This window comes from Streptomyces sp. TLI_146, from assembly GCF_002846415.1.
Taxonomy (GTDB): Bacteria; Actinomycetota; Actinomycetes; order Streptomycetales; family Streptomycetaceae; genus Streptomyces.
The window spans coordinates 3,730,612-3,756,345 of record NZ_PJMX01000001.1 but is presented as its reverse complement, the minus strand read 5'-3'; the positions used below and the strand labels follow the sequence as shown (position 1 = coordinate 3,756,345).

General features: G+C 73.7%; 22 protein-coding genes and 1 tRNA gene. 9 read left to right on the top strand and 14 right to left on the bottom strand.

Annotation, left to right across the window (positions count from 1 at the left end; translation table 11 throughout):
- Window positions 1–9: 9 nt before the first annotated feature.
- Complete coding sequence (locus BX283_RS16955) at window positions 10–1,398, bottom strand: amidase (protein WP_101388432.1); 1,389 nt, start codon at window positions 1,396–1,398, stop codon at window positions 10–12.
- Between the two features lie 93 nt (window positions 1,399–1,491).
- Between BX283_RS16955 and BX283_RS16950 the strand changes: the two genes are divergently transcribed.
- Window positions 1,492–2,598: an LLM class flavin-dependent oxidoreductase gene (locus BX283_RS16950; RefSeq protein WP_180357457.1), complete on the top strand. Its 1,107-nt coding sequence runs from the start codon at window positions 1,492–1,494 to the stop codon at window positions 2,596–2,598.
- A 303-nt stretch (window positions 2,599–2,901) separates the two neighbouring features.
- Window positions 2,902–4,614: a glycosyl hydrolase family 18 protein gene (locus BX283_RS16940; RefSeq protein WP_101388429.1), complete on the top strand. Its 1,713-nt coding sequence runs from the start codon at window positions 2,902–2,904 to the stop codon at window positions 4,612–4,614.
- Between the two features lie 94 nt (window positions 4,615–4,708).
- On the opposite strand, the gene BX283_RS16935 is transcribed toward BX283_RS16940, so the two are convergent.
- Window positions 4,709–6,568, bottom strand: a complete 1,860-nt coding sequence (locus BX283_RS16935; protein WP_373979180.1) for a putative bifunctional diguanylate cyclase/phosphodiesterase — start codon at window positions 6,566–6,568, stop codon at window positions 4,709–4,711.
- Between the two features lie 330 nt (window positions 6,569–6,898).
- On the opposite strand from BX283_RS16935, the gene BX283_RS16930 reads away from it, so the two are divergent.
- Window positions 6,899–8,167, top strand: a complete 1,269-nt coding sequence (locus BX283_RS16930) for a M6 family metalloprotease domain-containing protein (RefSeq protein ID WP_257582973.1) — start codon at window positions 6,899–6,901, stop codon at window positions 8,165–8,167.
- Between the two features lie 90 nt (window positions 8,168–8,257).
- On the opposite strand, the gene BX283_RS16925 is transcribed toward BX283_RS16930, so the two are convergent.
- The 7 genes from BX283_RS16925 to BX283_RS16895 form a co-directional block, all read right to left on the bottom strand.
- Window positions 8,258–8,331 (bottom strand) — tRNA-Lys (locus BX283_RS16925).
- Complete coding sequence (locus BX283_RS16920; protein WP_180357176.1) at window positions 8,322–8,915, bottom strand: bifunctional DNA primase/polymerase; 594 nt, start codon at window positions 8,913–8,915, stop codon at window positions 8,322–8,324. The genes BX283_RS16925 and BX283_RS16920 overlap by 10 nt, the downstream gene beginning before the upstream one ends.
- Window positions 8,916–9,280: 365 nt before the next feature.
- On the bottom strand, window positions 9,281–9,622 hold the full coding sequence (locus tag BX283_RS16915; protein ID WP_101388427.1) for a hypothetical protein: 342 nt from the start codon (window positions 9,620–9,622) through the stop codon (window positions 9,281–9,283).
- A 115-nt stretch (window positions 9,623–9,737) separates the two neighbouring features.
- Window positions 9,738–11,081: an AAA domain-containing protein gene (locus tag BX283_RS16910; protein ID WP_101388426.1), complete on the bottom strand. Its 1,344-nt coding sequence runs from the start codon at window positions 11,079–11,081 to the stop codon at window positions 9,738–9,740.
- Window positions 11,078–12,664, bottom strand: a complete 1,587-nt coding sequence (locus BX283_RS16905; protein WP_101388425.1) for a hypothetical protein — start codon at window positions 12,662–12,664, stop codon at window positions 11,078–11,080. Before BX283_RS16905 ends, BX283_RS16910 begins: the two co-directional genes overlap by 4 nt.
- Window positions 12,655–13,860 (bottom strand): hypothetical protein, encoded by a 1,206-nt coding sequence (locus BX283_RS16900; protein ID WP_373979179.1) that lies wholly within the window; start codon window positions 13,858–13,860, stop codon window positions 12,655–12,657. The genes BX283_RS16905 and BX283_RS16900 overlap by 10 nt, the downstream gene beginning before the upstream one ends.
- On the bottom strand, window positions 13,751–14,632 hold the full coding sequence (locus BX283_RS16895) for a phosphatase PAP2 family protein (protein WP_101388423.1): 882 nt from the start codon (window positions 14,630–14,632) through the stop codon (window positions 13,751–13,753). The genes BX283_RS16900 and BX283_RS16895 overlap by 110 nt, the downstream gene beginning before the upstream one ends.
- Window positions 14,633–14,825: 193 nt before the next feature.
- Here BX283_RS16895 and BX283_RS16890 point away from each other — a divergent pair, with 193 nt between their 5' ends.
- Window positions 14,826–15,431, top strand: coding sequence for a histidine phosphatase family protein (locus tag BX283_RS16890; RefSeq protein ID WP_101388422.1), 606 nt, complete (start codon window positions 14,826–14,828; stop codon window positions 15,429–15,431).
- A gap of 41 nt (window positions 15,432–15,472) precedes the next feature.
- Here the strand turns inward: BX283_RS16890 and BX283_RS16885 are convergent, their stop codons facing one another.
- Window positions 15,473–16,906 carry a hypothetical protein gene (locus tag BX283_RS16885; protein WP_257582971.1) on the bottom strand — a complete coding sequence of 478 codons (1,434 nt, stop codon included), beginning with the start codon at window positions 16,904–16,906 and terminating at the stop codon, window positions 15,473–15,475.
- 230 nt (window positions 16,907–17,136) lie between these two features.
- Between BX283_RS16885 and BX283_RS16880 the strand changes: the two genes are divergently transcribed.
- Window positions 17,137–17,589: a hypothetical protein gene (locus BX283_RS16880; RefSeq protein ID WP_257582969.1), complete on the top strand. Its 453-nt coding sequence runs from the start codon at window positions 17,137–17,139 to the stop codon at window positions 17,587–17,589.
- 7 nt (window positions 17,590–17,596) lie between these two features.
- Complete coding sequence (locus BX283_RS16875) at window positions 17,597–18,511, top strand: spermidine synthase (protein WP_180357175.1); 915 nt, start codon at window positions 17,597–17,599, stop codon at window positions 18,509–18,511.
- A gap of 13 nt (window positions 18,512–18,524) precedes the next feature.
- On the opposite strand, the gene BX283_RS16870 is transcribed toward BX283_RS16875, so the two are convergent.
- Complete coding sequence (locus BX283_RS16870; protein WP_101388421.1) at window positions 18,525–19,064, bottom strand: hypothetical protein; 540 nt, start codon at window positions 19,062–19,064, stop codon at window positions 18,525–18,527.
- Window positions 19,065–19,184: 120 nt separating this feature from the next.
- Here BX283_RS16870 and BX283_RS16865 point away from each other — a divergent pair, with 120 nt between their 5' ends.
- From BX283_RS16865 to BX283_RS16850, 3 genes are all read left to right on the top strand, one after another.
- Window positions 19,185–19,886: a response regulator transcription factor gene (locus BX283_RS16865; RefSeq protein WP_180357174.1), complete on the top strand. Its 702-nt coding sequence runs from the start codon at window positions 19,185–19,187 to the stop codon at window positions 19,884–19,886.
- The gene (locus BX283_RS16860) at window positions 19,883–21,250 is read left to right on the top strand and encodes a HAMP domain-containing sensor histidine kinase (protein ID WP_101388420.1); all 1,368 of its coding nucleotides are present in this window, start codon (window positions 19,883–19,885) and stop codon (window positions 21,248–21,250) included. Before BX283_RS16865 ends, BX283_RS16860 begins: the two co-directional genes overlap by 4 nt.
- Before the next feature lie 433 nt (window positions 21,251–21,683).
- On the top strand, window positions 21,684–23,129 hold the full coding sequence (locus BX283_RS16850) for a cellulose binding domain-containing protein (RefSeq protein ID WP_101388418.1): 1,446 nt from the start codon (window positions 21,684–21,686) through the stop codon (window positions 23,127–23,129).
- 36 nt (window positions 23,130–23,165) lie between these two features.
- On the opposite strand, the gene BX283_RS40065 is transcribed toward BX283_RS16850, so the two are convergent.
- The 3 genes from BX283_RS40065 to BX283_RS16840 are packed head-to-tail and all read right to left on the bottom strand — an operon-like array spanning window position 23,166 to window position 25,675.
- Entirely contained in the window at window positions 23,166–23,354 is a 189-nt protein-coding gene (locus tag BX283_RS40065) for a hypothetical protein (RefSeq protein WP_143676430.1), read from the bottom strand.
- On the bottom strand, window positions 23,351–24,121 hold the full coding sequence (locus tag BX283_RS16845) for a MerR family transcriptional regulator (RefSeq protein WP_101388417.1): 771 nt from the start codon (window positions 24,119–24,121) through the stop codon (window positions 23,351–23,353). Before BX283_RS16845 ends, BX283_RS40065 begins: the two co-directional genes overlap by 4 nt.
- A 60-nt stretch (window positions 24,122–24,181) precedes the next feature.
- A complete protein-coding gene (locus BX283_RS16840; RefSeq protein WP_101388416.1) occupies window positions 24,182–25,675 on the bottom strand; it encodes a glycoside hydrolase family 1 protein in 1,494 nt (497 codons plus the stop codon).
- Window positions 25,676–25,734 lie beyond the last annotated feature (59 nt).

Below are 25,734 nucleotides of genomic sequence, written 5' to 3'. Positions count from 1 at the left end.
TCCTCCCGGTCAGCCCTCCAGCGCGTACGCCGCCCTCAGCACCAGGTCGTCGCGGTGCCGCGCGGCGACCAGCTGGAGGCCGATGGGCAGCCCCGCCGCGTCCGTGCCGACCGGGACCGTCAGGGCGGGCTGGCAGGTCAGGTTGAAGGGGTACGTGAACGGGGTCCAGCCCGTCCATCGCCGCAGGCCGGAGCCGTTCGGGACCTCCGTGCCCGCCTCGAACGCGGTGATCGGCAGGGTCGGCGTGGCCAGCAGGTCGTAGGTGTGGTGGAAGCGGGCCATCCGGAAGCCGAGCGCAGCCCGGACGTCGAGCGCGGCCAGGTAGTCGAGCGCCGTGTACCGCGCGCCCTGCTCGGCGATCTCCCGCAGCCCCGGCTCCAGGGCCGCCCGCCGCTCCGACGGGAGCCGCCCCACGATGTGCGCCGCGCCGGTGAACCACAGCGTGTGGAAGGCGGCCACCGGGTCCGCGAAGTCCGGGTCCGCCTCCTCGACGTACGCGCCGAGCCCGGCGAGCCGGGTCACCGCCGCCCGTATCGCCGCCGCGACCTCGGGGCGCACGGCCACCTGGCCGCCGAAGGACGGCGAGTAGGCGATCCGCAGGCCCTTCACGCCCTCCGCGAGGCCCGGCGAGACGGGCTCGGCGCGCTCGTTCGCCGACCAGTCGCGCCAGTCGGCGCCGCTGATCACGTCGAGCAGCAGCGCCGTGTCGGCGGCGTCCCGGGCCAGCGGCCCGATGTGCGCCAGCGAACCGAAGGGGCTCGGCGGGAACATCGGCACCCGCCCGTAGGTCGGCTTCAGCCCGACCACTCCGCAGAACGCGGCGGGGATGCGCACCGAGCCGCCGCCGTCGGTGCCGAGCGAGAGCGGCGCCGCCCCGGCCGCCACCGCCGCCGCGCTGCCGCCGCTGGAGCCGCCCGCCGTGCGCGCGGGGTCGTGCGGATTGCGGGTGATCCCCGAGAGCGCCGAGTCGGTGACCCCCTTCCACCCGAACTCGGGCATCGTGGTCTTCCCCACGAACACCGCCCCGTGCTCGCGCAGCCGCGCCACGGCGGGCGCGTCCACGTCCCAGGGCCCCGGTCCCGCCGGGGCCGTGGAGCCGCGCAGGGTCGGGCCGCCGGCCACCGGGAGCGCGTCCTTGACGGACACCGGCACCCCGTCGAGCAGCCCCAGCGGCTCCCCGGCCCGCCAGCGGGCGGTGGACGCCTCGGCCCCGGCGAGCGCGGCCTCGGCGTCGACCCGGACGAACGCGTTGATCCGGGGCTGTACGGCGGCGGTCCGCTCCAGCACCGCCCGGACCGCCTCGACCGGGGAGAAGTCGCCCTTGCCGTATCCGGCCAGGAGTTGACGGGCAGTCAGGTCGGCGAGTGAGGTGGTGAGGCCTGTCGTCGGATCGGTCATGCCCGGGTTCGTACCCGCCTTTGCTGATCGACAGCGGCCGGGGCGGGCGGCGGACCTGCCGGGAATAAAACGGAGACAGCCTCCTGTTAGCTTCTGTCGTATCCGTACGGCACGAACTGGAGGAGCGGACCGGTGGACGTGGACGACATTCGAGGGACGGCGTTCGGCAGCGCGCCCGTGCCCCTGTCCGTGCTGGACCTGGTGACGGTCGGCAGCGGCTACACCGCGACGCGGGCCCTGCGCACCAGCGTGGAGATCGCGCGGCTCGCCGAGCGGCGCGGCTTCACCCGCCACTGGGTCGCCGAGCACCACTCCATGCCCGGCGTCGCCTCCTCGTCCCCGGCCGTGATCCTCGCCCACCTCGCCGCCCACACCGAGCGCATCCGACTCGGCTCGGGCGGCGTCATGCTGCCCAACCACGCGCCACTGGTGATCGCGGAGCAGTTCGGCACCCTGGAGGCGCTGGCCCCGGGGCGCGTCGACCTGGGTCTGGGGCGCGCGCCCGGCACTGACGGCGCGACGGCGGCGGCCCTGCGCCGCACGGACCACCTCAACGAGGGGGCCGACGAATTCCCGCAGCAGCTCGCCGAGTTGACCCGGTTCCTGGACGACGACTTCCCCGACGGGCACCCGTACGCGAAGATCCACGCCGTCCCCGGCCCGGTGCAGGGACCCACCGGGCGCCCGCCGATCTGGCTGCTCGGCTCCTCCGGCTTCAGCGCCCGGCTCGCCGGTGTCCTTGGCCTGCCGTTCGCCTTCGCGCACCACTTCTCGGCCGCCAACACCGTGCCCGCGCTCGACCTCTACCGCGAGTCGTTCCGGCCGTCGGCGGTGCTCGACCGGCCGTACGCGCTGATCGGCGTCTCGGCGCTGGCCGCCGACAGCGAGGAGGAGGCGCGCCGCCAGACGCTCACCAACGCCCTGTCGATGGTGCGGCTGCGCACCGGCCGTCCGGGGCTCGTGCCGACCCCGGAGGAGGCGGCGGCGTACTCCTTCAGCCCGCTGGAGCGGGAGTTCGTCGACGGCTGGCTCGCCAACGTGGTCTCCGGGACCGCCGAGGAGGTGCGCGACGGGCTCGACGCGCTCCAGAAGCGGACCGGCGCGGACGAGCTGATGCTGACCGCGAACGCGCACGGACCGGAGGTGCGAGTGCGCTCCTACGAGCTGATCGCGGACGTGTACGGGGCGCCGACGGCGTGACCGGAGGAGCGCCGCGCGGTGATCGCCGGGGCGTCCCTGGACCGGTCACCGGCCGGTAAATCCTGGATTTCGCGGGGGCGGTGGTCCAACCCGTTCACCGGCCCGTCCAAGATCCATAAGCCAGCCTTAAACCGCTCGTCACCGATGGTGGCGGGCGGTTCGTGCATCCCGCCCACCTCCCTGACGAGCGGTTTCGCGCTCAAATTGGTCTAGTCCTCAATTTGGTTCAGACCATTGACGCGGCCCCGGCGTGATCGCTATCACTGCTCCAACCGCCGTTCCGCTCACCCCCGGAGGCCGACCGTGCCCGTCCGCAGACCTCTAGCCGCAGCCCTCACGACCGCGACGCTCGCCGCCGGCGCGCTGGCCGCCTTCGCGGGCCTCGGCCCGGCGGGCGCCGCCTCCGCCGCCGACGCCCAGAACGTCGCCGCGTCCACCGGTGGCGTGAAGATCGCGTACTACGACCAGTGGAGCGTGTACGGGAACGCCTTCTACCCCAAGCACCTCGACACCCGGGGCATCGCGGGCAAACTGGACGTCATCAACTACTCGTTCGGCAATATCCACCCCACCGACCTCACCTGTTTCGAGGCCAACAAGGCGGCGGGTGACGACAACAACGCCAGTGCCGGTGATGGCGCGGGCGACTCGTACGCCGACTACCAGAAGTCCTTCAGCGCGGCGGACAGCGTCAGCGGTGTGGCCGACAAGTGGGACCAGCCGATCGTCGGCGTCTTCAACCAGTTCAAGCAGCTCAAGGCCAAGTACCCCAAGCTGAAGATCAACATCTCGATCGGCGGCTGGAGCTACTCCAAGTACTTCTCGGACGCGGCCAAGACGGACGCGAGCCGCAAGAAGCTGGTGGCGTCCTGCATCAAGCAGTACATCCAGGGCGACCTGCCGGTCGACGGCGGCTTCGGCGGCGCCGGTTCGGCCGCCGGGATCTTCGACGGCATCGACATCGACTGGGAGTACCCGGGCTCGCCCGACGGCCACCTCGGCAACCACTACGCGCCCGAGGACAAGCAGAACTTCACGCTGCTGCTCGCCGAGTTCCGCAAGCAGCTCGATGAGTACGGGGCGGCGCACGGCGGCAAGAAGTACCTGCTGACGGCGGCGATGCCGGCCGGCCAGGACAAGATCAAGAACATCGAGACCGACAAGGTCGGGCAGTACCTCGACTACGCCAACATCATGACGTACGACATGCACGGCGCCTGGGACGGCGACGGGCCGACATACCACCAGTCGCCGCTGTACTCGGGCGCGAACGACCCGACCGACGTCATCAAGCCGGGCACCCAGAAGTACTCGATCGCCAACGCGGTCGACTCCTGGCTGGACGGGAACGCGGCGTACGGGATCGCGGGCGGCTTCCCGGCGAACAAGCTCACCCTCGGGTACGAGTTCTACTACCGCGGCTGGAAGGGCGTCCCGGCGGGCTCCGCGAACGGGCTCGCCCAGGCCGCGACCGGTCCGTCCGGGGCGCGGTCGCTGAGCCAGCAGCCGGGGATCGCCCACTACAAGGAGCTGGGCGGGATCGTCGACAACGCGGCGACGACGTTCTGGGACGACCAGGCGAAGGCGTCCTACTTCTACAAGGACGGCGAGTTCTTCACCGGCCTGAACCAGAAGTCGATCCAGGCGCGGGCGGACTACGCGCACAGCCGGGGGCTCGCGGGCGCGATGATGTACTCGCTGCTGGGGCTCGACGACAAGACGACGCTGCTGAACCAGATCGTGACGGCGGTGGGTTCGTCGCCGTCCTCCACGCCGGACCCGACGACGCCGCCCACAACGCCTCCGACCACGCCTCCGACGACCCCGCCGACCACTCCGCCCACGACGCCGCCGACCGGCTGCACGGCCGCGGCCTGGGACAAGGCGGGTACGTACACCGGAGGTACGCGGGTCTCCCACAAGGGCCACAACTGGAAGGCCAAGTGGTGGACGCAGGGCGAGGAGCCGGGCACGACGGGGGAGTGGGGAGTGTGGCAGGACCTGGGCGCGTGCTGAAGTGAGCTGAATTGAGCCCCCTCCGGGGGGAGACCGCCTCACCCCGTGCCGGGGGTGGGGCGGTTTTCCTCTGCCCCGGCCCGGGGCCCGCCGCTCAGCCGCGGACGAACCCCGGGTCGCCCAGCATCGCCCCGATCAACTCCGGGTGCACCGCCCGTGAGTACAGCCAGCCCTGTCCCGTGTCGCAGCCGATCCGCCGCAGGCGCCCCGCCTGGTGGGACGTCTCGACGCACTCCGCCGTCACCTTCAGGCCGAGGCGGTGCGCCAGCTGGACCATCGCCTCGACGATCGTCTCGTCGGCGGGGTTGGGGTGCGTGCCGCCCTCGTCGTACTGGAAGCCGCGGACGAAGGAGCCGTCGAGCTTGAGGACGGAGACCGGGAGGCGGGAGAGGTACGCGAGGTTGGAGTACCCCGTGCCGAAGTCGTCGATCGCGATCCGTACGCCCATGTCGGACAGGGCCTGGAGGGCCTGGAGGGGGCGGCCCGCCGAGCCCATCACGGCGGACTCCGTGAGCTCCAGTTGCAGCAGGTGCGGCGCCAGGCCCGTCTCGGCCAGGATCTCCGCCACGTCCGCGACCAGGTCGGAGTCCCAGACCTGGCGCACGGCCACGTTCACGCTGACGAAGATCGGCGGCACTCCGGGGTGCTCGATCTGCCAGCGGCGCGCCTGTTGGCAGGCGGTCCGCAGCACCCAGCGGCCGAGCTGGACGATCGAGCCGTCCTCTTCCGCAATTCCGATGAACCGATTCGGCGCAAGTGTGCCGAACTGCGGATGGTTCCATCGGACAAGCGCCTCGACGCCCTCCACGACGCCGTCCGCCATGTCCACCAGCGGCTGGTACTCCAGCCCGAACTCGCCCCGGTCCACGGCCGGCCGCAACGTCGAGGAGAGCGCCTGACGGGTCATCCGGTGCGCGTTGCGCTCCGGGTCGAAGAGGGTCCAGCGGGCCTTTCCGTCGGCCTTGGCCCAGTACAGGGTGGTGTCGGCGTCCTGCATCAGGCCCGTCGCCGTCGTCCCGGCGACCGCCCGCTCCACCACGCCGATGGACGCGGAGACCGACAGCCGCTGCCCGGCCAGGTCGAACGGCTGCTGGAGCACGGCCAGTACGGACTGCGCCAGGTCCGCCAGCTGCTCGGTGCCCGTCGAGTCCTCGACCAGGACCGCGAACTCGTCGCCGCCCAGGCGCGCCACCAGATGCCCGCCGCTGCGGGCGTAGCCGCACTGGTCGGCACAGTGCGTGAGGCGGGCCGCGACCGCCGACAGGAGCCGGTCGCCGATGCGGTGGCCCAGGGTGTCGTTGACGGCCTTGAAGCCGTCGAGGTCGAGGTAGCAGATCCCGATCCGGCCGGTGCCGCCGCGCCCGTACGTGGAGGCCTCCATGGCGCCGGCGAGCCGCTCGAAGAACAGGGTGCGGTTGGGCAGCCGGGTCACCGGGTCGTGCATCTGGAGGTGGCGCAGCCGCGCCTGGAGCTCGCGGCGGTCGCTGATGTCGGTGATCGAGAGCAGCGCGCCGGTGCTGTCGCGCACCGGTGAGACGGTGACCTCGGCCCACAGGGAGTGCCCGTCGGGGTGCTTGAGGCGCCGGGTGCAGCGGAACCGGGAGCGGCTGCCGCCCAGCACCTCCTGGTAGATGTGCCAGGTGCGGGCGTCGGCGGCGAGGTCGACGAGGTCGGCGGCGGCCTGGCCGCACAGCGCGGCGGGCTCGGAGCCGAGCAGCTCGGCCAGCGCGGTGTTGACGGCGGTCACCGTGCCGTCCCGGTCGACGACGGCCATCGCCAGATGGGCCGCCTCGAAGGCCGCGCGGTAGTCGCGCGGCTCGGCCGTGGTGCGCCCGGCCGCGTGACGTTCGGGCGGCAGGCCGACGGGCCGTTCGGGCCCCTTTGGATGACGCTCTGTGACCGGCGGCCGCATGGTCCCGGGGGCTGCTCCCGGTCCTTCGGGGGTTCCGCTCACCGCTCGCTCCCGCTGTGCATTCGAGTCGTACAGAGATGTGGTCGGGGCCGTCGGACGGGTGGACGACAGCCGCCCAGGGCTGAATCCACGCAGGAAAGTGTGCCGATCATAGAGGCAGGCGCAACGGCCGATCCAGCTCCACGACCGTGATCATGCGCACCGGAGGGCCGAGGCCGATCGTTTCTGCACGCGCCTGGCCAGCGGCGATCCCCGTGTGACCGATTGTGACTTTCTGTAAGGCGTCGGGGTGTCGGGCTGGTGTCGGGCTCCTCACCCACCTGGGGCAGCGGAACAGGGCGTAGTCACACAAACCACCACAAGGTGGGTGAGGTGTCCCGCATTCCGTACCCGGAGGTCGACGTGGAGCGTCAGCTGACACCCGGGGGAGTGGAGCGTGCCCGGCTGCGCAGTGCCGCCGCCGCGCTCACCTCCCTGACGGCGGTCGCCGCCACCACCCTCGTGGCGGGCCCCGCCGTGGCCGCCCGATCCGCGATCCCCTGCGCCCTGCCCCGTACCGCCGCCCACCACTCGCTGGGAGTGGACAGCTGGAACACCGCCTATCCGCGCCCGGTGCGCACGCTCAACGCGGTGATGGTCTTCCTCTCCTTCCCGGACTCGGCGCCGGTCGCCGCCCCCAAGGACCTGGCCGCCGACTACTTCCCCGCGACCAGCGACTTCTTCGCCCGTGCCTCGTACGGCAAGTTCCGGCTGGAGGCGCATCCGCAGCCGGACTGGGTGAAGATGCCGAAGCCGTCCACCGCGTACCGGATAGAGCGCGACTGGGACGCCGACCGGCGCACCGAGTACCTGCGCGACGCCATCACGGCCGCCGACCCCACGGTCGACTTCTCCGCGTACGACATCGTCTACCTGGTCGCGGACCCGTACGCGCCGGGCGTCGACTCGGACGCCACCAAGGTCGTCAACTTCGACCAGCCGCTGCGGGTCGACGGGACGGATCTGAAGCGGGTCGTCACGGTCTTCGAGCAGCACCCGCCGGACCGCAATGTGCTGGCCCACGAGACCGGGCACGTCTTCGACCTGCCGGATCTCTACCACCGCCCGATGGACGGCAAGGGCGACTGGGACACGTACGTCGGCGACTGGGACGTGATGGGCAGCCAGTTCGGGATGGCGCCGGACCTGTTCGGCTGGCAGAAGTGGAAGCTGGGGTGGCTGGACCGGCGCCAGGTGGCGTGCGTGGCGACGCGCGGCTCCACCCGGCTGACCCTGGCGCCGCTCTCGGAGTCGCCCGAACGGGTGGGCCCGGGCGGGGTCCGGCTCGCGGTCGTGCGGACCTCGGAGGACAGCGCGGTCGCGATCGAGGCGCGGGACCCGGCGGGCAACGACCGTACGACCTGTTCGGCGGGCCTGCTGGTCTACCGCGTCCGCAGCGAGTCGGCGTCGGGGACCGGCCCCGTGGAGGTCCTGGACACGCATCCGGAGTCGGGGGCGTGCTGGGAGCACTCGGTCTACCCGGCGCTGGCGGACGCGCCGCTGAACGTGGGCGAGACGTTCACCGTGCCGGGGGACGGGATCCGGATCGAGGCGACGGGGCGGACGCGGTCGGGGGGGTGGACGGTGCGGGTCACGCCGTAGGTGTGGGGTGGGTGGTGCCCGTGGTGCTCGCGCTGTTCGTCGCAGGACACGAAAAGGCCCCCCGCTTGCGCGAGGGGCCTTTTCCGTCTGTGCGCCGCCAGGGACTCGAACCCCGGACCCGCTGATTAAGAGTCAGCTGCTCTAACCAACTGAGCTAGCGGCGCCTGCTGACGTCGTAGACCTTAGCACCCTGATCGGCGGGAGGAAAAATCGATAAGCGCCGGTCGGCCGGGGTGGTGTCCCGGGCGGCGCGGACGCAGGCCCAGAGCAGTACGTCGGGGCCCGGGAGCCAGGGGTGCCGGGTGTCCGGGGCGACCAGCCAGCGGGCGGCGCCGGGGTGCTCGGGGCGCGCGAGGCCCGGCACGGTGACCGCGTCGCCGGTGCCGTGGCAGAGCGGCGGCGGCACCTCGGCCCACTCCTCCCAGTCGAGCAGGGCGGGCAGCCGGTGGGCGGTGCCGGGGGCGGCGAAGAGCAGCATCCGGCCCCGGTGCAGGGCGACGGGGCCGGAGCCGGACCCCTCGCCCCACAGCAGGTCGAGCATCCGGCGCCCGAAGACGGCGGGCACGTTGACCACGTCGAAGGCCGACCCGCAGGGGAGGACGGCGGGGGCGCCGGGCCGGTCCTCCCACAGCGCGAGTGTGCTGCGCGGATACGGGGCGGCCGAGGCCAGCCAGGCGGCGCCGTCGGGGGTCACGACGCCGAGGCCGTCGAGGGGGAGCAGGGCCTCGTCGCGCTGCATGATGCTCATACGCACTAGATCTACGGCCCCGGGTGCGGGCGCCCTACGGGATTACCGGAAACCGGGACGGGGTGGGGCGGGGTGGTGTATCTTGCGCCACCGGCATATGTGCCCGGTCTTTGTCTGCGGGTGGGTGGTGGGTTGCTCGCGCAGTTCCCCGCGCCCCTAGGGGGCCGGCCGCAGCCGGAGAACCAAGCTCAGCCAGAGGCTTTCAGGGGCGCGGGGAACTGCGCGAGAAGCGGGCACGGCCCGCAGACGAACGACGGCCTCGATAAGGGGCGCGGGGAACTGCGCGACCAGCCACCCACCCGCAGACGAACGAGGGTTCAGGGGCGTGAGCAACCCCCACCGGCCCGCAGACAAAGACCGGGCACCTACTGCCGCTCCGCCCCCCGGGCCAGGTCCCGCCCGAACTCCACCATCTTCTTCGCGTAGTCCTCGGTCCACTGCGCCCGCCCCGCGATGTCCGCCGCCGTGAGGCGGTCGAAGCGGCGCGGGTCGGCCAGCTGGGCCGCCGCGATCGCCTGGAACTCCACCGCCCGGTCCGCCGCCGCGCGGAACGCCAGCGCCAGCTCCGTCGAGCGCGACAGCAGCTCCCGGGGGTCCTCGATCGACTCCAGGTCGAAGAAGTGCTCCGGGTCGGCGGCGGCCTCGGCCGGCTCGAACAGCAACGGCGCCGGCCTCAGCCGCTGCTCTTTCCGCTCGGGCTCCGCCATCGGGGTCTCCTCCTGCCGCAGTTCAACGGCCCGGAGTTCGCCCCGGGCCACCCTCCATTGTCGCGCTCCCCGCAAGTGGGCCTCGCCCACCCCGCGCGCGCCCCCACTGCGCCCCCTACGGCCGCCACGCCACCCGGTGCTCCCCCAGATGCGTCAGCACCGCGTGGTTCGCCTCCCAGCCGTCCGGGAACTTCACCGTCACGCCCAGCTGGACCGGCTCCGTCGAGGGGTGTTCGTCGAGCAGGTCCGCGACGCCCGCGCGGCACACCACGATGCAGGCGTGCCGGTGCCGGGAGGCCAGGACGCACAGGCGGCCCGTCTCCAGGTGGAACGCCGTCGCGTCCGGGCGGCCCGACAGCGGGTGCAGGACCACCGTCACGTCGAACTCACGGCCCTGGAGCCGGTTCGCCGTGTCCACCGCGACCCCCGTCACCCCCAGCTCCGCGAGCGCCGCCCGCACGGCTGCCGCCTGGTCGCGGTGGGCCGTGCCGACCGCTATCCGGGCGGCGGTCAGCGGTACCGGATCGGGGGAGCGCTCGCTGGTCGCCGCGCCGCCCCGGTCCAGGAGCCTGCGGACGACCCGGGCCACCGCCCGTACCGCCTCGGGGTCGGTGCGCGGGGTGTGCCGGGCGGGCAGCTCCAGCAGGGCCCAGCCCGACTCCGCCGCCTCGTCGAGCGCCCGGTCCGGCGCCGAGCCGTCGGACGGGACGCCGAAGGAGAGCCGCCGGTCGCCGTGGTCCGTACCGCTGCGGAACGGTGTGTACGGGTAGAACGCGTCCGAGACCAGCGGCGCCGCCGACGCGGGCAGCCGCCAGGAGACCGGCAGCCGGTGCTGCGGCAGCTCGGGGTTGTGGGCGAGCAGCGTCGTCACCGCGCTCGCCGACGGGTCGTAGGAGAGCCCCGCCCACTGCCCGGAGTCCGCGATCGCGAAGGGGTCCAGCTGGCCCGGGTCGCCCACGAACAGCGCCCGCTCGAACAGCCCGGCCACGGCGAGCAGCGCGTCCGAACGCATCTGGTACGCCTCGTCCACGATCGCGTGCGCCCACGGCTCGACGTCCTTGACGTGCGCCCACTTCGCGGCCGTCGAGAGCACCACGTCCAGACCCGCCAGATCACCGGCCTTCGACGACTTCCGTACGTTCGGGAGGTCGTCCAGGGCCTTGTCGTACGGGTCGGCGTCGCTGCTGTGGAGGCGGCCCACCGGCAGGTCGGGCTCCTTCTCGGCGAGCCGTACGACGAGGTCGTCGACCTGGGCGTTGGTCTGCGCCACCACCATCAACGGGCGCCCCGCGGCGGCCAGTTCGAGCGCCGCGCGCACCACCAGCGTCGACTTGCCGGCGCCGGGCGGCGAGTCCACGACGACGCCCCGGGCCTGCCCGTGCAGGGTGTCGCGCAGGATCCGCCCGGTGGCCTCGGCCGCCGCCGCACCCGGGTCGAAGCCGCGCTCGGTGACGGTCACAGCAGGTCCTCCGGGGTGAGGGGGTCGGGGTGTTCCGCGTCGGCGCCCGGCGGGCCGCCGTGGGTCCACGGGGTTGCCTCCGGGTCGGGCAGCTTGGGCCCGCCGCGCTGGTCGTGCTCGAAGAGCGTCCAGCACACCCGGTCGCCCTTCTCCGGCACCGAACCGGGCGCCGGGTCCTTGCTCCGGCCCATCTTGTCGAGCAGCCGCAGGACCAGGGCGCCGTCCGCCTCGTATCCCACGAACTCGGCGGACTGCGGCTTGCCGTCCAGCGAGCGGAACACCTTCGCCCGCTCGGCCAGGTGCGGCGTGTCGTCGGTGCGGACGGTGACCAGCGGGCGCGGGCTCGGCCGCTTCGACTCCGACCAGGCCAGCACCACGTCGACGACCTCGCCCGCGAACGCCTCCCCGGCCAGCCGCCGCCCCGCCATCACCAGCGGGTCGTCCAGCGCCTCCTGCGCCTCCAGCTGGGCCTGCGCGGTCTCGCGCGAGGCGAGCTTGGCCGCCGCCGTCACCGCGTCGTCGCGACGCGGCTGCGGGGGCTCACCGGCCCGCACCCGGTCGCGGTGGGCGGTGAACGACCAGCGGTCGCGGGTCCAGCGGTCCGCCGTACGCGGCGCCGCGGGCAGCTCCCGCAGCAGGTCCAGGGCCTGCCACACCGCCTCCCAGGTGGGCCGCAGCTGGTCCCCGACCAGTCGGCGGATCTCCTGCTCGGCCCGGGTCAGCTCGCCCAGCCGCGCGTCGGCCGCCTCGCCGTCCTGCGCCGCGTACAGCGCCTGGCGGGCGCGGTCGTAGCGGTCGATGGCCGGGGCGAGCAGCTTGTTGTCGAAGGCCGGGTCGGTGGCGGGGCCCGCGGGCGGGCACAGCAGCTGGCCGTCCCGGTCCCGGGCGAGCTCGGCCCTAAGGGCCGCCTCGGCGCCGCTCGCCCCCTCGGGCGGGTCGATCCAGGCGAGCAGCGCCCCCAGGTGCTGGTCCTCCAGGCTGGACTGGCCGGTCGCCCAGTGCCGGCCCAGCAGGTCGGTGGCGGCGAGCAGCAGCGCGGAGCCGGGGACGCGGGCGCGCTCCCCGTAGTGCGTCAGCCAGCGGCCGAGCAGCGGGACGCGCGGGGGCGCGGGGTGCGGGGTGTCCGGGTCCTGCTCGGCGGTCCGGCGAAAGCGCATGGAGCGGCCGAGCAGCCGGACGAAGTCGATCGCGGCCCGGCCCGGCACCACGATCTGCGGCGCGTCGGCGCACAGCTCGACCTCGACCTTGACCTTCTTGCCGGTCTCCGGGTCGGTCTCGTTGCGCTCGGCGGCCTCCACCTCGTCCGCGTACGCGTCCAGATGCGGCAGGACCGCGTCGGCCAGCTCGGCGAGGAAGGCGAACCGCAGCTCGCGGTCGCGCGGCTGCGGCACGACGAGCAGGCGGGGCGCCTCGCGGTCGGTCCCCACCAGCGCTCCGAGCGGGGCCCCGGCCTCTCCGGAGGTGGTCAGCGGTACGAGGACGAGCGGGCGCTCGGACAGGTGCCGGTGGCGGACGGTGGCCAGCGGCACGGCCCGCCCGGCCTCGACGGCCTCAAGGCGGGCCAGGGTGGCGATCAGCGACATACGGCGCCTCCCGCGGCCGCGCCTGCCAGCGCCTCGGCCCGCAGGGCGGCCGCCCTGCGCAGCGCCGCCACCGCCGGGTCCGACGGGTCGCCCGCCCGGCCGCGCGCGGCGTCCAGGACCGCGCCGACGCTCGTCAGCCCGCCCAGCTCGGCCCGCAGGCCCCGGCCCAGGGCCGTCACCGCGTCCACCGCGCGGGCCCGGTCACGGCAGTGGAAGGCCAGCTCACAGGCGGCCAGGCACTCCGGCGCGTACGTCGCCGGGACCGACTCGACCGTCTCGGTCAGCTCGGGGGCGGGCCGGTCGAGGGCGAAGCTGGCCCCGGGCGCCAGGGCGTCGGCGATCTCCTCGATCCGGGTGAGCCGGGCCAGCTGGCGCCGGGTCACCGACAACTGCTTGCGGACGTCGACGAGTGAGGCGGTCGGCAGGTTGGAGAAGTCCTTGGGGCAGACGAGCAGCACGGAGTGCGCCACGCGGTCGGCGGGGCCGGGGGTGCCGCCCAGTAGCCCCGCCACCCGTTCGAGCGCCAGTACGTACACCGCCGCCTGGCGGGCCGCCGCGCCGACCTTCGACGGGTCGGCCGCCGCGTCGATCATCGGGAAGGACTTGATCTCGACGACCGTCCAGCGGCCGTCGGGGGCGACCACCACCGCGTCCGGCTCCAGATAGGCGGGGGAGCCCGCCACCTCCAGGGCCAGCATCGGGTGGTCCAGGAGCGTCCAGCCGCCCGACGCCGTCGCCTCCCGCAGGGCGAGCGCGGTCCTCGCGGCCCGGCCCTCGGGACCGGCGGCGGCCAGGTCGGGCACGGCCGCGTCCTTCGGGGCCTCGCCGCCGGTGTGCTCGTGCAGCAGCCGCAGCAGTTCCGTACCGCCGTCGGACTTCACGCGGGACTCGAACGTGTTGCCGCGCGCGATGGCGAACTGGGACTGGCCGAACGCCGCCGACGGGGAGCCCAGCGCCTCGGCGAGCGCGCCCTTGTCGACGCCCGCCCCGTCGAGCAGCGCGCGTCGGCGGCAGCCCGGGTTGGCGGCGAGGGCCGCCAGCGCCCGGGCGTCCAGCGGGCGTGGCACGGCGGTGGGTCCGCGCAGCTCAGCGAGCCGCTGACGGATGGCTGTCGTCCGCTCCCGCGGTGGAGTCGTCGGACGTGCGCTGCCCTGGGATTCGCTCACCCGTGGAAGTCTTGCATCCGGCACTGACAATCGGGGCCCGTGCGCCGAACGAGCCGGGTGCGACACGGGCGCGCACCGCGTCCGCGAGCCGCATCGCGGGCCGCGAGAGCAGCAGGCCGAGCCCCATCACGGCCGCCCCGGCGACCGCGTCGAGCAGATAGTGGTTGGCGGTGCCCATCACCACGAACGTGATGGTCAGCGGGTACAGGACGCCCAGCACCCGGGTCAGCCGGCTGCCGCCGAACCGCCACAGCATCACGCCGCACCACAGCGCCCAGCCCACGTGCAGGCTCGGCATCGCCGCGTACTGGTTGGTCATGCCGCCCATTCCGCGCGGCGCGCTGGCGTCGCCGCCCCACCAGCCGTACGAGCTGTACTGCGCCATCGTGTCGACGAACCCGTGCGAGGCGTCGAGCAGGCGCGGCGGGCAGGTCGGCAGCAGCGAGAAGCCCACCAGGCCCAGCAGGGTGGAGAGCATCAGCCAGGTGCGGGCGGCGCGGTACTGCACCGGGCGGCGGCGGAACAGCCACACCAGGATCGCGGGCGTCACCAGGTAGTGCAGCGACGCGTAGGCGAAGTCGGCGGGTATGCCGAGCGACGGGGTGCGGGTGAAGAGCCGGTTGAGCGGGTGCTCGGCGTTGATGTGCAGGTACTTCTCCATGCGCAGGATCGCCAGGCCGTGATCCACTGCCTGCGACTCGCTGCCGCTCACCAGGAGGCGGCCCGCCGAATAGGCGGCATAGACGATGGCGATGAGCGGCAGCTCGGTCCACCAGCGGGGCCGAGGCGCGGGGTGCTGCATCTCCGGACCCTCTCCATCTCTTCTTCAGGGCCCCGTCGGGCCCCGTTCAGGTGTTCAACCGTACGGGGGTCGTGGGCGCGCATGCGCACCCACCCCCGAAGGACGCGAAGGAGCGCCGGAAGGGTGCGCGATGATGGAGGTGAACCTCCGCCGAACTCCGGCGTCCTGCACGCGCACCAGGGAGTGACCTGACATGCCAGCCGCCGAACCGCGCATCCTGCTCGCCCGGCACGGGCAGACCGAGTGGTCGCTCCTGGGCAAGCACACCGGCCGTACCGACATCCCGCTGCTCGAAGAGGGCCGCCGTGGCGCGAAGCTGCTCGGCGAGCGGCTGCACCGGGCGCCCTGGGACGGCCTGGCGGACGTCGAGGTCCGAACGAGCCCGCTGGTACGCGCGCGTGAGACGTGCGACCTGGCCGGGTTCGGCGAGCGGGCGACGGACTGGGACGCGCTGATGGAGTTCGACTACGGGGCGTACGAGGGGCTCACCCCGCCCGAGATCAAGGCGGGCCGGCCCGACTGGTTCATCTGGCGCGACGGGGTCGAGGGCGGCGAGACGCTGGCGCAGGTGTCGGCGCGGGCGGACGAGGTCGTGGAGTGGGCGCGGTCCGCCTCGCGGGACGTGCTGGTCTTCGCGCACGGGCACATCCTGCGGTCGATCGCGGCGCGCTGGCTCGGCGAGCCGATCGGCTTCGCGGCCCGGATCAAGCTCGATCCGACGTCGCTGTCGGTCCTTGGCTGGGCGTACGGGGCTCCGGCTGTCGAGCGGTGGAACGATACGGGCCACTTGGAGGTGTGAGCCCCCTCCGGCGGGGCTTCGCCCCGCGCCTCTCCGGGGCGCTACAGCGTCGCCCTCCTGTCCAGGAACGCCGCCACCTCCGGGCACGTCGCATGGGGCGCCAGGATGCGGGCCGTGTCGGCCAGCATCGCCTGGATCCGGGTGGACTGGACCTCGGGGAGGAGGTCCAGGACCTGGTGGCCCGCCGCCGCCGACTCTGTGGGGGCGCCCGCGCGGGCCAGGTCGTCGGCGAGTTCCGCGCGGTACAGGGCCAGGTTGCGGGCGAAGTGCGGGTCCTGGAGGCAGGCCGCGCGGCGGGCGTGGCGGGCCGCGCGGGGCCAGTCGCCCAGCGCCGACCAGCACTGCGCCTCCAGCATCTCCAGCTCCGCCTCCACGAAGAACGTCATCCACTCCGGGTCCCGCTCGGCCGGCCCGCGCGCGAACAGCGCGTGCGCCCGGGCGAGCGACTGCTCGCACGCCCCCCGGTCCCCGAGCCCGGCCCAGCCGCCCGCCTCCCGCAGGCTCAGCAGCGCGAGCAGCCGGGGCGAGCCGAGCCGGCGTGCGGCGCGCGCGCCCGCCTGCGCGGCCCGCAGCGCCTCGCGCGGCCGCCCCGCGTCCCTGGCCAGGAACGACATATTGCAGAAAGCATGCGCCTCAAGGGCCGGATCGCCCGCGAGCCGGGCGGTCGCGAGCGCCTCCGCGTAGTGCGAGCGGGCCTCCTCGTAATGGCCCGAGTCATGGGCGAGCCAGCCCACCGAGATGGCGAGCTCGCCTGCGCCCGCGTGCAGCCGCTCGGCCGTGGAGCGGCGCGCGGTGCCCGCGTCGAGCAGCGCGTATGCGGTGCGCAGCGGCTGGGCCGCTCTGCGGTAGAGCCCGTTCGCGCCGTGGCGGTCGTCGAGCAGCCGGATCCGCCGCACCGCCTCCTCGACCGCGCCCACCTCGGCCTCGCCGACCCGCCGTACCGGCTGCGGTACGCAGTCCTGGGGCGCGGCCGCCGCGTGCTCGGGGAGCAGTCCCAGGGAGACGGCCGCCAGGGTGGCGGAGCCGCCGGTCATGAATGCGCGACGCAGCACGTCGCTCTCCTCGTCGTTACGTTCTACTTCGTGGTCGATGGTGCCGTCGTCTTGTTCCGGGTGCGTTGCGTACGACGGGGTCGCACCACACCCCGCACGCGCCCCCCGGCCCCGTACCGCCTCACGGGCCGAGAACCCCATCTCCGCCATCGTCAAACCCGGGAACATGTGTCGGAAGACGCGCTCGTACGCGTAGTTGGGGCAGCGGATCTCACCGGCCTCCACGCGTCCGACGTACCGCGCGTCGCAGGCCACCTGCTCGCCGATCTCGCGCGCCGCCCTGCGTACCGCCGCCGCGAACTCACCCGGCGAGCGCTGCCCCCGCAGCTCCCGGAAGGCGGTGTTGGGGCCCTTGGCGGGACCCCGTTCGGGGGCCCGTGCGGCGGAGGTCGCTCCGGCACGGGGATCCGTAGACGTCGCCATGGCTCAGCAGCTCTCTTTGGCGGGGTGGTGCGGAGGAAGAACGTACCGGCAACATCGGCTCCGACAACCGGAGTTTGGCTACAAAAGGGATATCTCACCCGCGATCTGCTATGAACTGCCATCCTTTGCGGCGGCGTACCGCCGTAGCCGTTGACACGGACCCGCGTTGAACCATGCGGATACCGCCAACCCGCAAAAACCACGTGGGGGTTGCCTTGTTGGAGGCCGGCATGGACATCAATGGCACCGGGACGACCACGACGACCGCGCGGCACCGGCCCACCCAGGACGTCAGCGGACCGCCGGGCGGCGAGGAGCCCTGCGACCTCGTCACCGTGCCCGCGCGCCAGGGCCTGGAGGCGGTGGACATCCTGCGCCGCGCCGTCGCCCCGGCCGCCGTCGGCCCGGTCGTGCACGACGGCGCCTGCGACACCCTGGGCTTCCTGGTGCCGCCCGGCACCGCCGCCGCCTGGGACGTGCCGGGCAGCGCCTGCACCGAGACCAGCGGGCGGGGCCTGCGCATCCCGGGGCTGCCCGCCGAGCCACCGGTCTCCGGCGGCGGCTGGCTGCTGCCGCCGGACGCGGCGGCGGTCACCGACCCCGCCGTGCTGCGCGTCGCGCTCGGCGAGGCGGCCCGGCTGATCGAGGCCGCGGACGGCATCACCGAGGCCGGCGGCCGATAATGGTCGGATGGCGGCACGAAGCGGTACGAAGAACGGGGCGAAGGGCGGGCCGAAGGCCGCGCCGGGCGGGCGGCGCGGTCGTCCGGCCGCCCCGCAGGCCCTCGTGGAGGCGGTCGACGGCGGCCTCGCCGAGCTGATACCGGACCGGGACCGGCCGCGCGGCTGGACCCTGCTGCTCGACGGCGCACCCCAGTCCCACGTCGACCTGGACGCGCCGGAGCGGCTCACCTTCGAGTACCAGCGGCGCCTGGGCCACGTCATCGACCTCGCCGGCGAGCCGGGCCGCCCCCTCCAGGTGCTGCACCTGGGCGGCGGCGCCCTCACCCTCGCCCGCTACACGGCCGCCACCCGCCCCCGCTCCACCCAGCAGGTCGTCGAGGTCGACGCGGCGCTGGTGGGCCTGGTCCGCCGCGAGCTGCCGCTCGATCCGCAGGCCCGGATACGGGTGCGCGCCCTGGACGCCCGCGAAGGGCTCGCCAAGATCCCGGACGGCTGGGCCGACCTGGTCGTCGCCGACGTCTTCAGCGGCGCCCGCACCCCCGCGCATCTGACCAGCACCGAGTTCCTGGGCGAGGTGCGCCGGGTGCTGCGGCCCGGCGGGATGTACGCGGCCAACCTCGCCGACGGGCCGCCGCTGGCGCATCTGCGCGCCCAGATAGCCACCGCCGCCGCGCTCTTCCCCGAGCTGGCGCTCGCCGCCGACCCGACCGTGCTGCGCGGCAAGCGGTTCGGCAACGCGGTCCTGCTCGCCTCGGACGTGCCGCTGCCGGTGGCCGAGTTCACCCGCCGCATCGCGGGCGACCCGCACCCCGGGCGCGTCGAACACGGCCGTGCGCTGGCCGACTTCACGGGCGGGGCGACCCCGGTGACGGACGCGACCGCCAAGCCGTCGCCCGTACCGCCGCCGTCGGTGTTCCGGTAGGCGGACCGGCCGGTCAGCCCCGGTCGTCCAGCTCCACCGTGGGCGCGTGGTCGTACCAGGTGCAGAAGACCGACACCTCGCGCGAGCCCTTGCCGAAGGTGACCCGGATCCAGGTCGGCTGCTTCCACACCTGCATCCGCCAGCCCGTGTCCGGCGTCGCCGTCACCAGCTCCGCCGACGCGCTGCCGATGTCGAAGACGACGCGGCCGCCGGCGACGTTGTAGCCCTTCACGTTCCCCGAAGAGCGGGACGAAGGGGACGACTTGGACGGCCCGGCGGGGGAACGGCTCGGCTTGCCGTCGCCCGGCTTCGAGGGCGTGGTGGAGGGGCTGCCCGGCCCGGACGGCGACGGCGACTGATCCGGCCGCCGCGTCGAGGAGGCCAACGGCCGCACCGCACCCTGGGTGGTGTGCCCGTCGCCGGTGAGCGGGACCGCGCGCGGAGGGTCGTACGCCGTCCCGGCCATCACCGTGTGGACGCCCCACCAGGAGAGCGTGACCGCCGCCCCGGTGGCGAGCGACCAGGCGCAGACGTGGACGATTCCTCGGTGCATGGGGGTCATAACGGGGGCCATACTGCACCACACGCCCCACACGTGTCCCCTCTCACCGGGGCCCGCCCGCTCCCGTCCCGGCCGGGACCGGTGTACTCCGCATGGCGTACGGTGCCGCCCATGGCAAGTGTGCTCGTGGTCGAGGACGACCAGTTCGTTCGCTCCGCCCTCATCCGCCACCTCACCGAGGCCTCCCACACCGTACGGAGCGTCGGCACCGCCCTGGAGGCGCTGCGCGAGGTGGCCCATTTCCGGTTCGACGTGGTCGTCCTCGACCTCGGACTGCCCGATCTCGACGGCGCCGAGGCGCTGAAGATGCTGCGCGGCATCACCGACGTACCGGTGATCATCGCGACCGCGCGGGACGACGAGACGGAGATCGTCCGGCTGCTCAACGACGGCGCGGACGACTACCTGGTCAAGCCGTTCTCGGTGGAGCACCTGTCCGCGCGGATGACGGCCGTGCTGCGCCGTGCGCGGGCCGCCGGCGCCGAGCCGCCGCCGACGCTGATCCGGGTCGGCGGCCTCTCCATCGACCCCCTGCGCCGCCAGGCCGAACTGGACGGGCTGCCCCTGGACCTCACCCGCCGCGAGTTCGACCTGCTGGCGTTCCTCGCCGGGCGCCCCGGGGTGGTCGTCCCGCGCAAGGAGCTGCTGGCCGAGGTGTGGCAGCAGTCGTACGGCGACGACCAGACCATCGACGTCCATCTGTCCTGGCTGCGCCGCAAGCTGGGCGAGACGGCCGCGCGGCCGCGCTATCTGCACACCCTGCGCGGGGTGGGCGTGAAGCTGGAGCCACCCCGGCCGGAGCCCGGCCGATGAGGTGGGCGCTGGTGAAGGTCGCGGTCGCCGTCACGCTGATGGTGGTGCTCGCCTTCGCCGTACCGCTGGGCCTGGTCATCAAGGAGATGGCGCGCGACCGCGCCTTCTCCAACGCCGAGCGGCAGGCCGCCGCGATCGGCCCGACCCTCTCCATCACCGCCGACCGCGACGCGCTGGAACGGGCCGTCGCCTCCACCCAGGCGGGCGCGGCGGGCCGGATGGCCGTGCACATCCCGGCGCCGCCGGGCGGCGCGCCCGTCGAGATCGGCCGGGGCCGGGCGCCGCGCAAGGACCTGGACGCGACGCGGAAGGTCGTACGCGCGTACATCTCCGGTGTTCCCGGCGGCTCCACCCTGCTCCAGCCGACCGCGCTCAGCTCGGGCGAGATCGCGATCGTCGAGGTGTACGTGCCCGAGGCCGAGGTCACCAACGGCGTGGCCACGGCGTGGCTGGTCCTGGCGGGCGTGGGCATCGCCCTGGTCGTCGGCTCGGTGGCGGTGGCGGACCGCCTGGGCGTACGCATGGTGCGCCCCGCGCAGCGACTGGCCGGGGCGGCGCACGACCTGGGGGAGGGGAAGCTGGGGGCGCGGGTGCCGGAGGAGGGACCGGCGGAACTGCGGTCGGCGGCGGTGGCGTTCAACTCGATGGCCGACCAGGTGGTGCAACTCCTGGCGAACGAGCGGGAGTTGGCTGCGGACCTGTCGCACCGGCTCCGCACCCCCTTGACGGTTCTGCGGCTCAACGCCGCCTCCCTGGGGGAGGGTCCGGCGGCCGAGCAGACGCGGGCGGCCGTCGAGCAGCTGGAGCGCGAGGTAGACACGATCATCCGTACGGCGCGGGAGGCCAAGCCGCAGACCCAGCCCGCCGGGGCGGGCGCCGGGTGCGACGCGTCCGAGGTCATCCGGGACCGGATGGCGTTCTGGTCGGCGCTGGCGGAGGACGAGGGCCGGGAGGTACGGCTCGCGGGCGTCGAACGCCCGGTCCGCATCCCGGTCGCGCGGCCCGAACTGGCCGCGGCGCTCGACGCGATGCTCGGCAACGTGTTCCGGCACACGCCGGAGGGGACGGCGTTCTCGGTGGACGTCCACAACGGCGAGGACGCGGTGATCGTGCTGGTCTCGGACGCGGGGGCCGGGATCGCGGATCCTCGGGCGGCGCTGGCGCGGGGGTCGAGCGGGGGTGGCTCGACGGGGCTCGGGCTGGACATCGTGCGGCGGATGGCGGAGTCGACGGGGGGTGACGTCCGTCTTGGCCGGTCGGTGCTGGGCGGCACGGAGGTCCGGGTCTGGATCGGCCTGGGCGCCCCGCGCCCGACGTCCCGGATCCGCCCGCGGAGACGGCGCCGCCGCCCGTCACCGGCGTGAGGGGGCCCCACCCCGCCCCTTCACCTAAACCCTCCGGGGGTGGGTGGGGGGTTGAGGTGGGTTTCCCGGGGGCTGCGCCCCCGGACCCCGGACGCCGTTCGTCTGCGGACCGTAGATGGCTGGTCGCGCAGTTCCCCGCGCCCCTTAGATGCCGCTCCGCGGCAATCCGCTTTTAGGGGCGCGGGGAACTGCGCGACCAGTTGGGGACGGCCCGCAGACGACATGACCGGCCGCCCGCCAGAGGGCCTTAGGGAAGGGGCGGGGTGGGGGAATCCCCCCCCGGGCATTAACCGCGCCGCATCCACCCCTTAAGCCCACCCTAAAAGATCCAACCCCCACCCCCAGCACCCCATTTGCCCCTTTCCCAAGAGCTAGCGTGCTGCCCGCACCCCCCCGGCAAACACACCCAACCCCAGAGGCAGGCGCACCCACAATGACCCGCACTCACCGCCGCCGCGCGACCGGCAAGACGAAGGCCATCGGCGCCGTGGTCGCCGCGGCCGTCATCGGCGGCGCGGCCTTCGCGCTCACCGGCACCGCCCAGGCCGCCTCCGTCGGCGCCGCGTACACCAAGACCAGCAGCTGGGGCGGCGGCTACACCGGCCAGTACGTCGTCACCAACGACTCCGGCAAGGCCCTCGCCGACTGGACCCTGGAGTTCGACCTCCCGGCCGGGACCAAGCTCTCCTCCCTCTGGAACGGCGAGCAGACCGTCAAGGGGCAGCACGTCACCGTGAAGCCCGCCGCCTGGGACAAGAACGGACTCGCCCCCGGCGCCTCCGTCACCGTCGGCTTCGTCACGAACTCCACCGGCACCGCGGGCGACCCGACCGGCTGTCTCATCAACCAGGAGAAGTGCTCGGTCGACACCGGCGCCACCCCCGCCCCCACCGGCCGCCCGACCACCCAGCCGACCCCCACGGCCAAGCCCACCCCCACCTCGACCCCCACGAAGACCACCACCCCCCAGCCCCCCACCCCCGGCACCACGACCCGCTTCGCCCCCTACATCGACACCTCCCTCTACCCCGCGTACGACCTCGTCGACACCGCCACCAAGACCGGCGTGAAGGAGTTCCACCTCGCCTTCATCACCTCCGGTGGCGGCTGCAACCCGCTCTGGGGCGGGGTGAGCGACCTCAACAGCGACGCCGTCGCCGCGCAGATAGGCGCCCTGCGCGCCAAGGGCGGCGACGTGCGCGTCTCGTTCGGCGGCGCGGCCGGCTCCGAACTCGGCCTCGCCTGCAAGAGCACCGCCGAGCTCGCCGCCGCGTACGGCAAGGTCATCGACGCGTACAAGCTGACCAAGGTCGACTTCGACATCGAGGGCGCGGCCCTGCCGGACACCGCCGCCAACTCCCGCCGCGCGCAGGCCATCGCGCAGCTCCAGAAGTCCCACCCGGGTCTCGACGTGGCGTTCACGCTGCCCGTGATGCCGGAGGGTCTCACCCAGCCGGGCGTCGACCTCGTCGCCGACGCCAAGAAGAACGGCGTCGCCGTCTCGGCCGTCAACATCATGGCGATGGACTACGGCCCGGCGTACAGCGGTGACATGGGCACGTACGCCATCCAGGCCGCGACCGCCACCCAGGCCCAGATCAAGGGCGTCCTCGGGCTCTCCGACGCCGCCGCCTGGAAGGCCGTGGCCGTCACCCCGATGATCGGCGTCAACGACGTCAGCACCGAGACGTTCAAGGTCGACGACGCCGCCCAGCTGGTGGAGTTCGCCAAGTCGAAGGGGCTGGGCCGGCTCGCCATGTGGTCCGGCGCCCGGGACAAGCAGTGCGCGGGCGGCGCGAAGAACTCCGCCGACCCGACCTGCTCCTCCGTCCTCCAGGACCCGCTGGCCTTCACGAAGGCGTTCGCCGCCTACAAGTAGCGGCCCGGCTCCAACCCCCGCGCGCGTCCCGCCGGTTCACCCCCCGTCCGGCCGGGGCGCGCGCTCCTTCCGTACGAGGACGAGCACCAGGGCGAGCAGGCCCAGGGCGAGCGCCACCGCCGCCACCGCTCCCCAGGGAACCGCCCCCACCGCGGCCAGCACGCACAGCAGCGGCAGTCCGATCAGCAGCAGAGGCAGCACCGGCACCATCGACAAGGCCCTCATGCGCCTTCGCCCTTCCTCGCGGCATCCAGATAGTCCGCCAGGTTGTCCCACTGGCCGGGGCGGGCCGTCGCCTCGCCGCTCAGGGCCGCCGGGTCCGTGCGCCAGGCCGTCCGGACGCCCGTCGAGATCGTCGTGTCCCCGCCGCTGAACAGCGCACTCAGCTCGTCCATGCGCGCCACCAGCTTCCGCACCGGGGCGGCCGTCGGCGGCGTCCCGGCCGTGCGCAGCGCCTCGGCCCGCCGGTACAGCGCGGGCCACTCGACCTCCAGGAGGTAGTGCGCGGTCGGGCCGAGCGCGGCGGCGTGGTCCCCCAGGGTGCGCATCTGCTCGTCGTCCAGATGGCGCCGCAGCACCCGCTCGGCCGCCGGGCCCGCCGCCCCGGTCGCGCGCAGCGCGGCCAGCACCGCCTCGGTCGTCGGCGCCCGCCCCGCGGCGACCTCGTCCTCGATGCGGACCAGCCGCTCGCGCAGCGCGTCGAGCCCCGCCAGCGCCTCTTCCACGCTCGCGCGGTGGTCGCGCAGCACCCGGGTCGGGTCGACCCCGGAGTCCAGGCAGACGGCGATCGACTCCAGGCCGAGGCCCAGGCCGCGCAGGGCGAGCACCTGGTAGAGGCGGACGATGTCGTCCTCGGTGTACTCCCGGTGCCCGCCCGGCGTGCGGCGCGAGGGCGAGAGCAGCCCGATGGTGTCCCAGTGGTGCAGTGTGCGGACGGTCAGCCCGCTGGCCTCGGCCAGCGGGCCCACCTTCCAGGTGGTGGAAGCGGTCATGACCCCACGATGCATCCTCACGCGACGTGAGGTTCAAGTCCGGGGGCCGAGCGGCGGCCTTCAGGGCTCCGACGGCACCTCCGGCAGCGCCGGCGGCAGCACCCCCGTCCGCGCCACCTCCTCGTACCAGCGCGCGCTGGACTTGGGCGTACGGGCCTGCGTCTCGTAGTCGACGTACACCGCGCCGAACCGCTTGCCGTAGCCGTACGCCCACTCGAAGTTGTCCAGCAGCGACCACAGGAAGTACCCGCGTACGTCCGCCCCGTCCCGCATCGCCCGCCGCACCGCCGCGAGGTGGCCGTGCAGATAGCGGATGCGGTCCGGGTCGTGCACCGCGCCGTCGGGGGCAGGCTTGTCGTCGTACGCGGCGCCGTTCTCCGTGATCATCAGGGGTACGCCCGGTGCCTCCCGCGTATAGCGCATCAGCAGGTCGTACAGGCCGGTCGGGTCGATCGACCAGTTCATGGCCGTCAGCTCGCCCGGCGGCTGGTGGAACAGGACGGATCCGGCGCCGGGCCAGGGTGAATGCGCGCTCTCGCCGTGTCCGTCCGGGCGGGGTTTGCGCAGCTCAGGGCTGGTGTCGGGGTGATTGTCAGTGGCGGCGGATACAACTGAGGGTGCGTAGTAGTTGATGCCCAGCAGATCGAGGGGGTGCTTGGTGATGCTCAGATCGCCGTCGTGGACGAACGACCAGTCGGTGAGCCGCGCGGTGTCCCGCAGCAGGTCCTCGTCGTACGCGCCCTTGAACATCGGCCCCGTGAACACCCGGTTGGCGAGCGCGTCGATGCGGCGGCGCGCGTCCAGGTCGGCGGGCGACTGGGTGCGGGCCCTGACCGCGCTCGGGTTGAGGCTGATCGCCAGCTTCGCGGCCTTCGGCAGCGTGGCGCGCAGCGCCCGCGCGGCGAGCCCGTGGCCCAGGCTGAGGTGGTGCGCGGCCCGCAGCGCCGCCACCGGATCGGTGCGGCCGGGTGCGTGGACGCCGGAGCCGTATCCCAGGAAGGCGCTGCACCAGGGCTCGTTGAGGGTGGTCCACATATCCACCCGGTCGCCGAGCGCCTGGGCGACCAGCCCCGCGTAGTCCGCGAACCGGTGGGCGGTGTCCCGCTCGGGCCAGCCGCCCGCGGACTCCAACTCCTGCGGCAGGTCCCAGTGGTAGAGCGTGAGGGAGGGCCGGATGCCCTGCTCCAGGAGCCCGTCCACCAGCGCCCGGTAGAAGTCGAGCCCGCGCTGTACGGCGGGGCCGCGCCCGGTCGGCTGCACCCGCGACCAGGACACCGAGAAGCGGTACGCCGTGAGGTTCAGGTCCGCCATCAGCCGGATGTCGTCCCGCCAGCGGTGGTAGTGGTCGACGGCGACGTCCCCGCTGTCCCCGCCGGTCACCTTCCCGGGCGTACGGCAGAAGGTGTCCCAGATGGACGGCGTGCGGCCGCCCTCGGCGACCGCGCCCTCGATCTGGTACGCGGAGGTGGCGGCGCCCCAGAGGAAGTCGGGCGGGAAGGTGTCGAAGGCGGAGGTGGAGGCGGAGGCGGCGGAGTCGGCGGCGGAGTCGGGCATGGAGGCGCTCCCATCGTGACGGTACGGAAGGAGGTTGCTGTCGGGCGGGTGATCGCTGG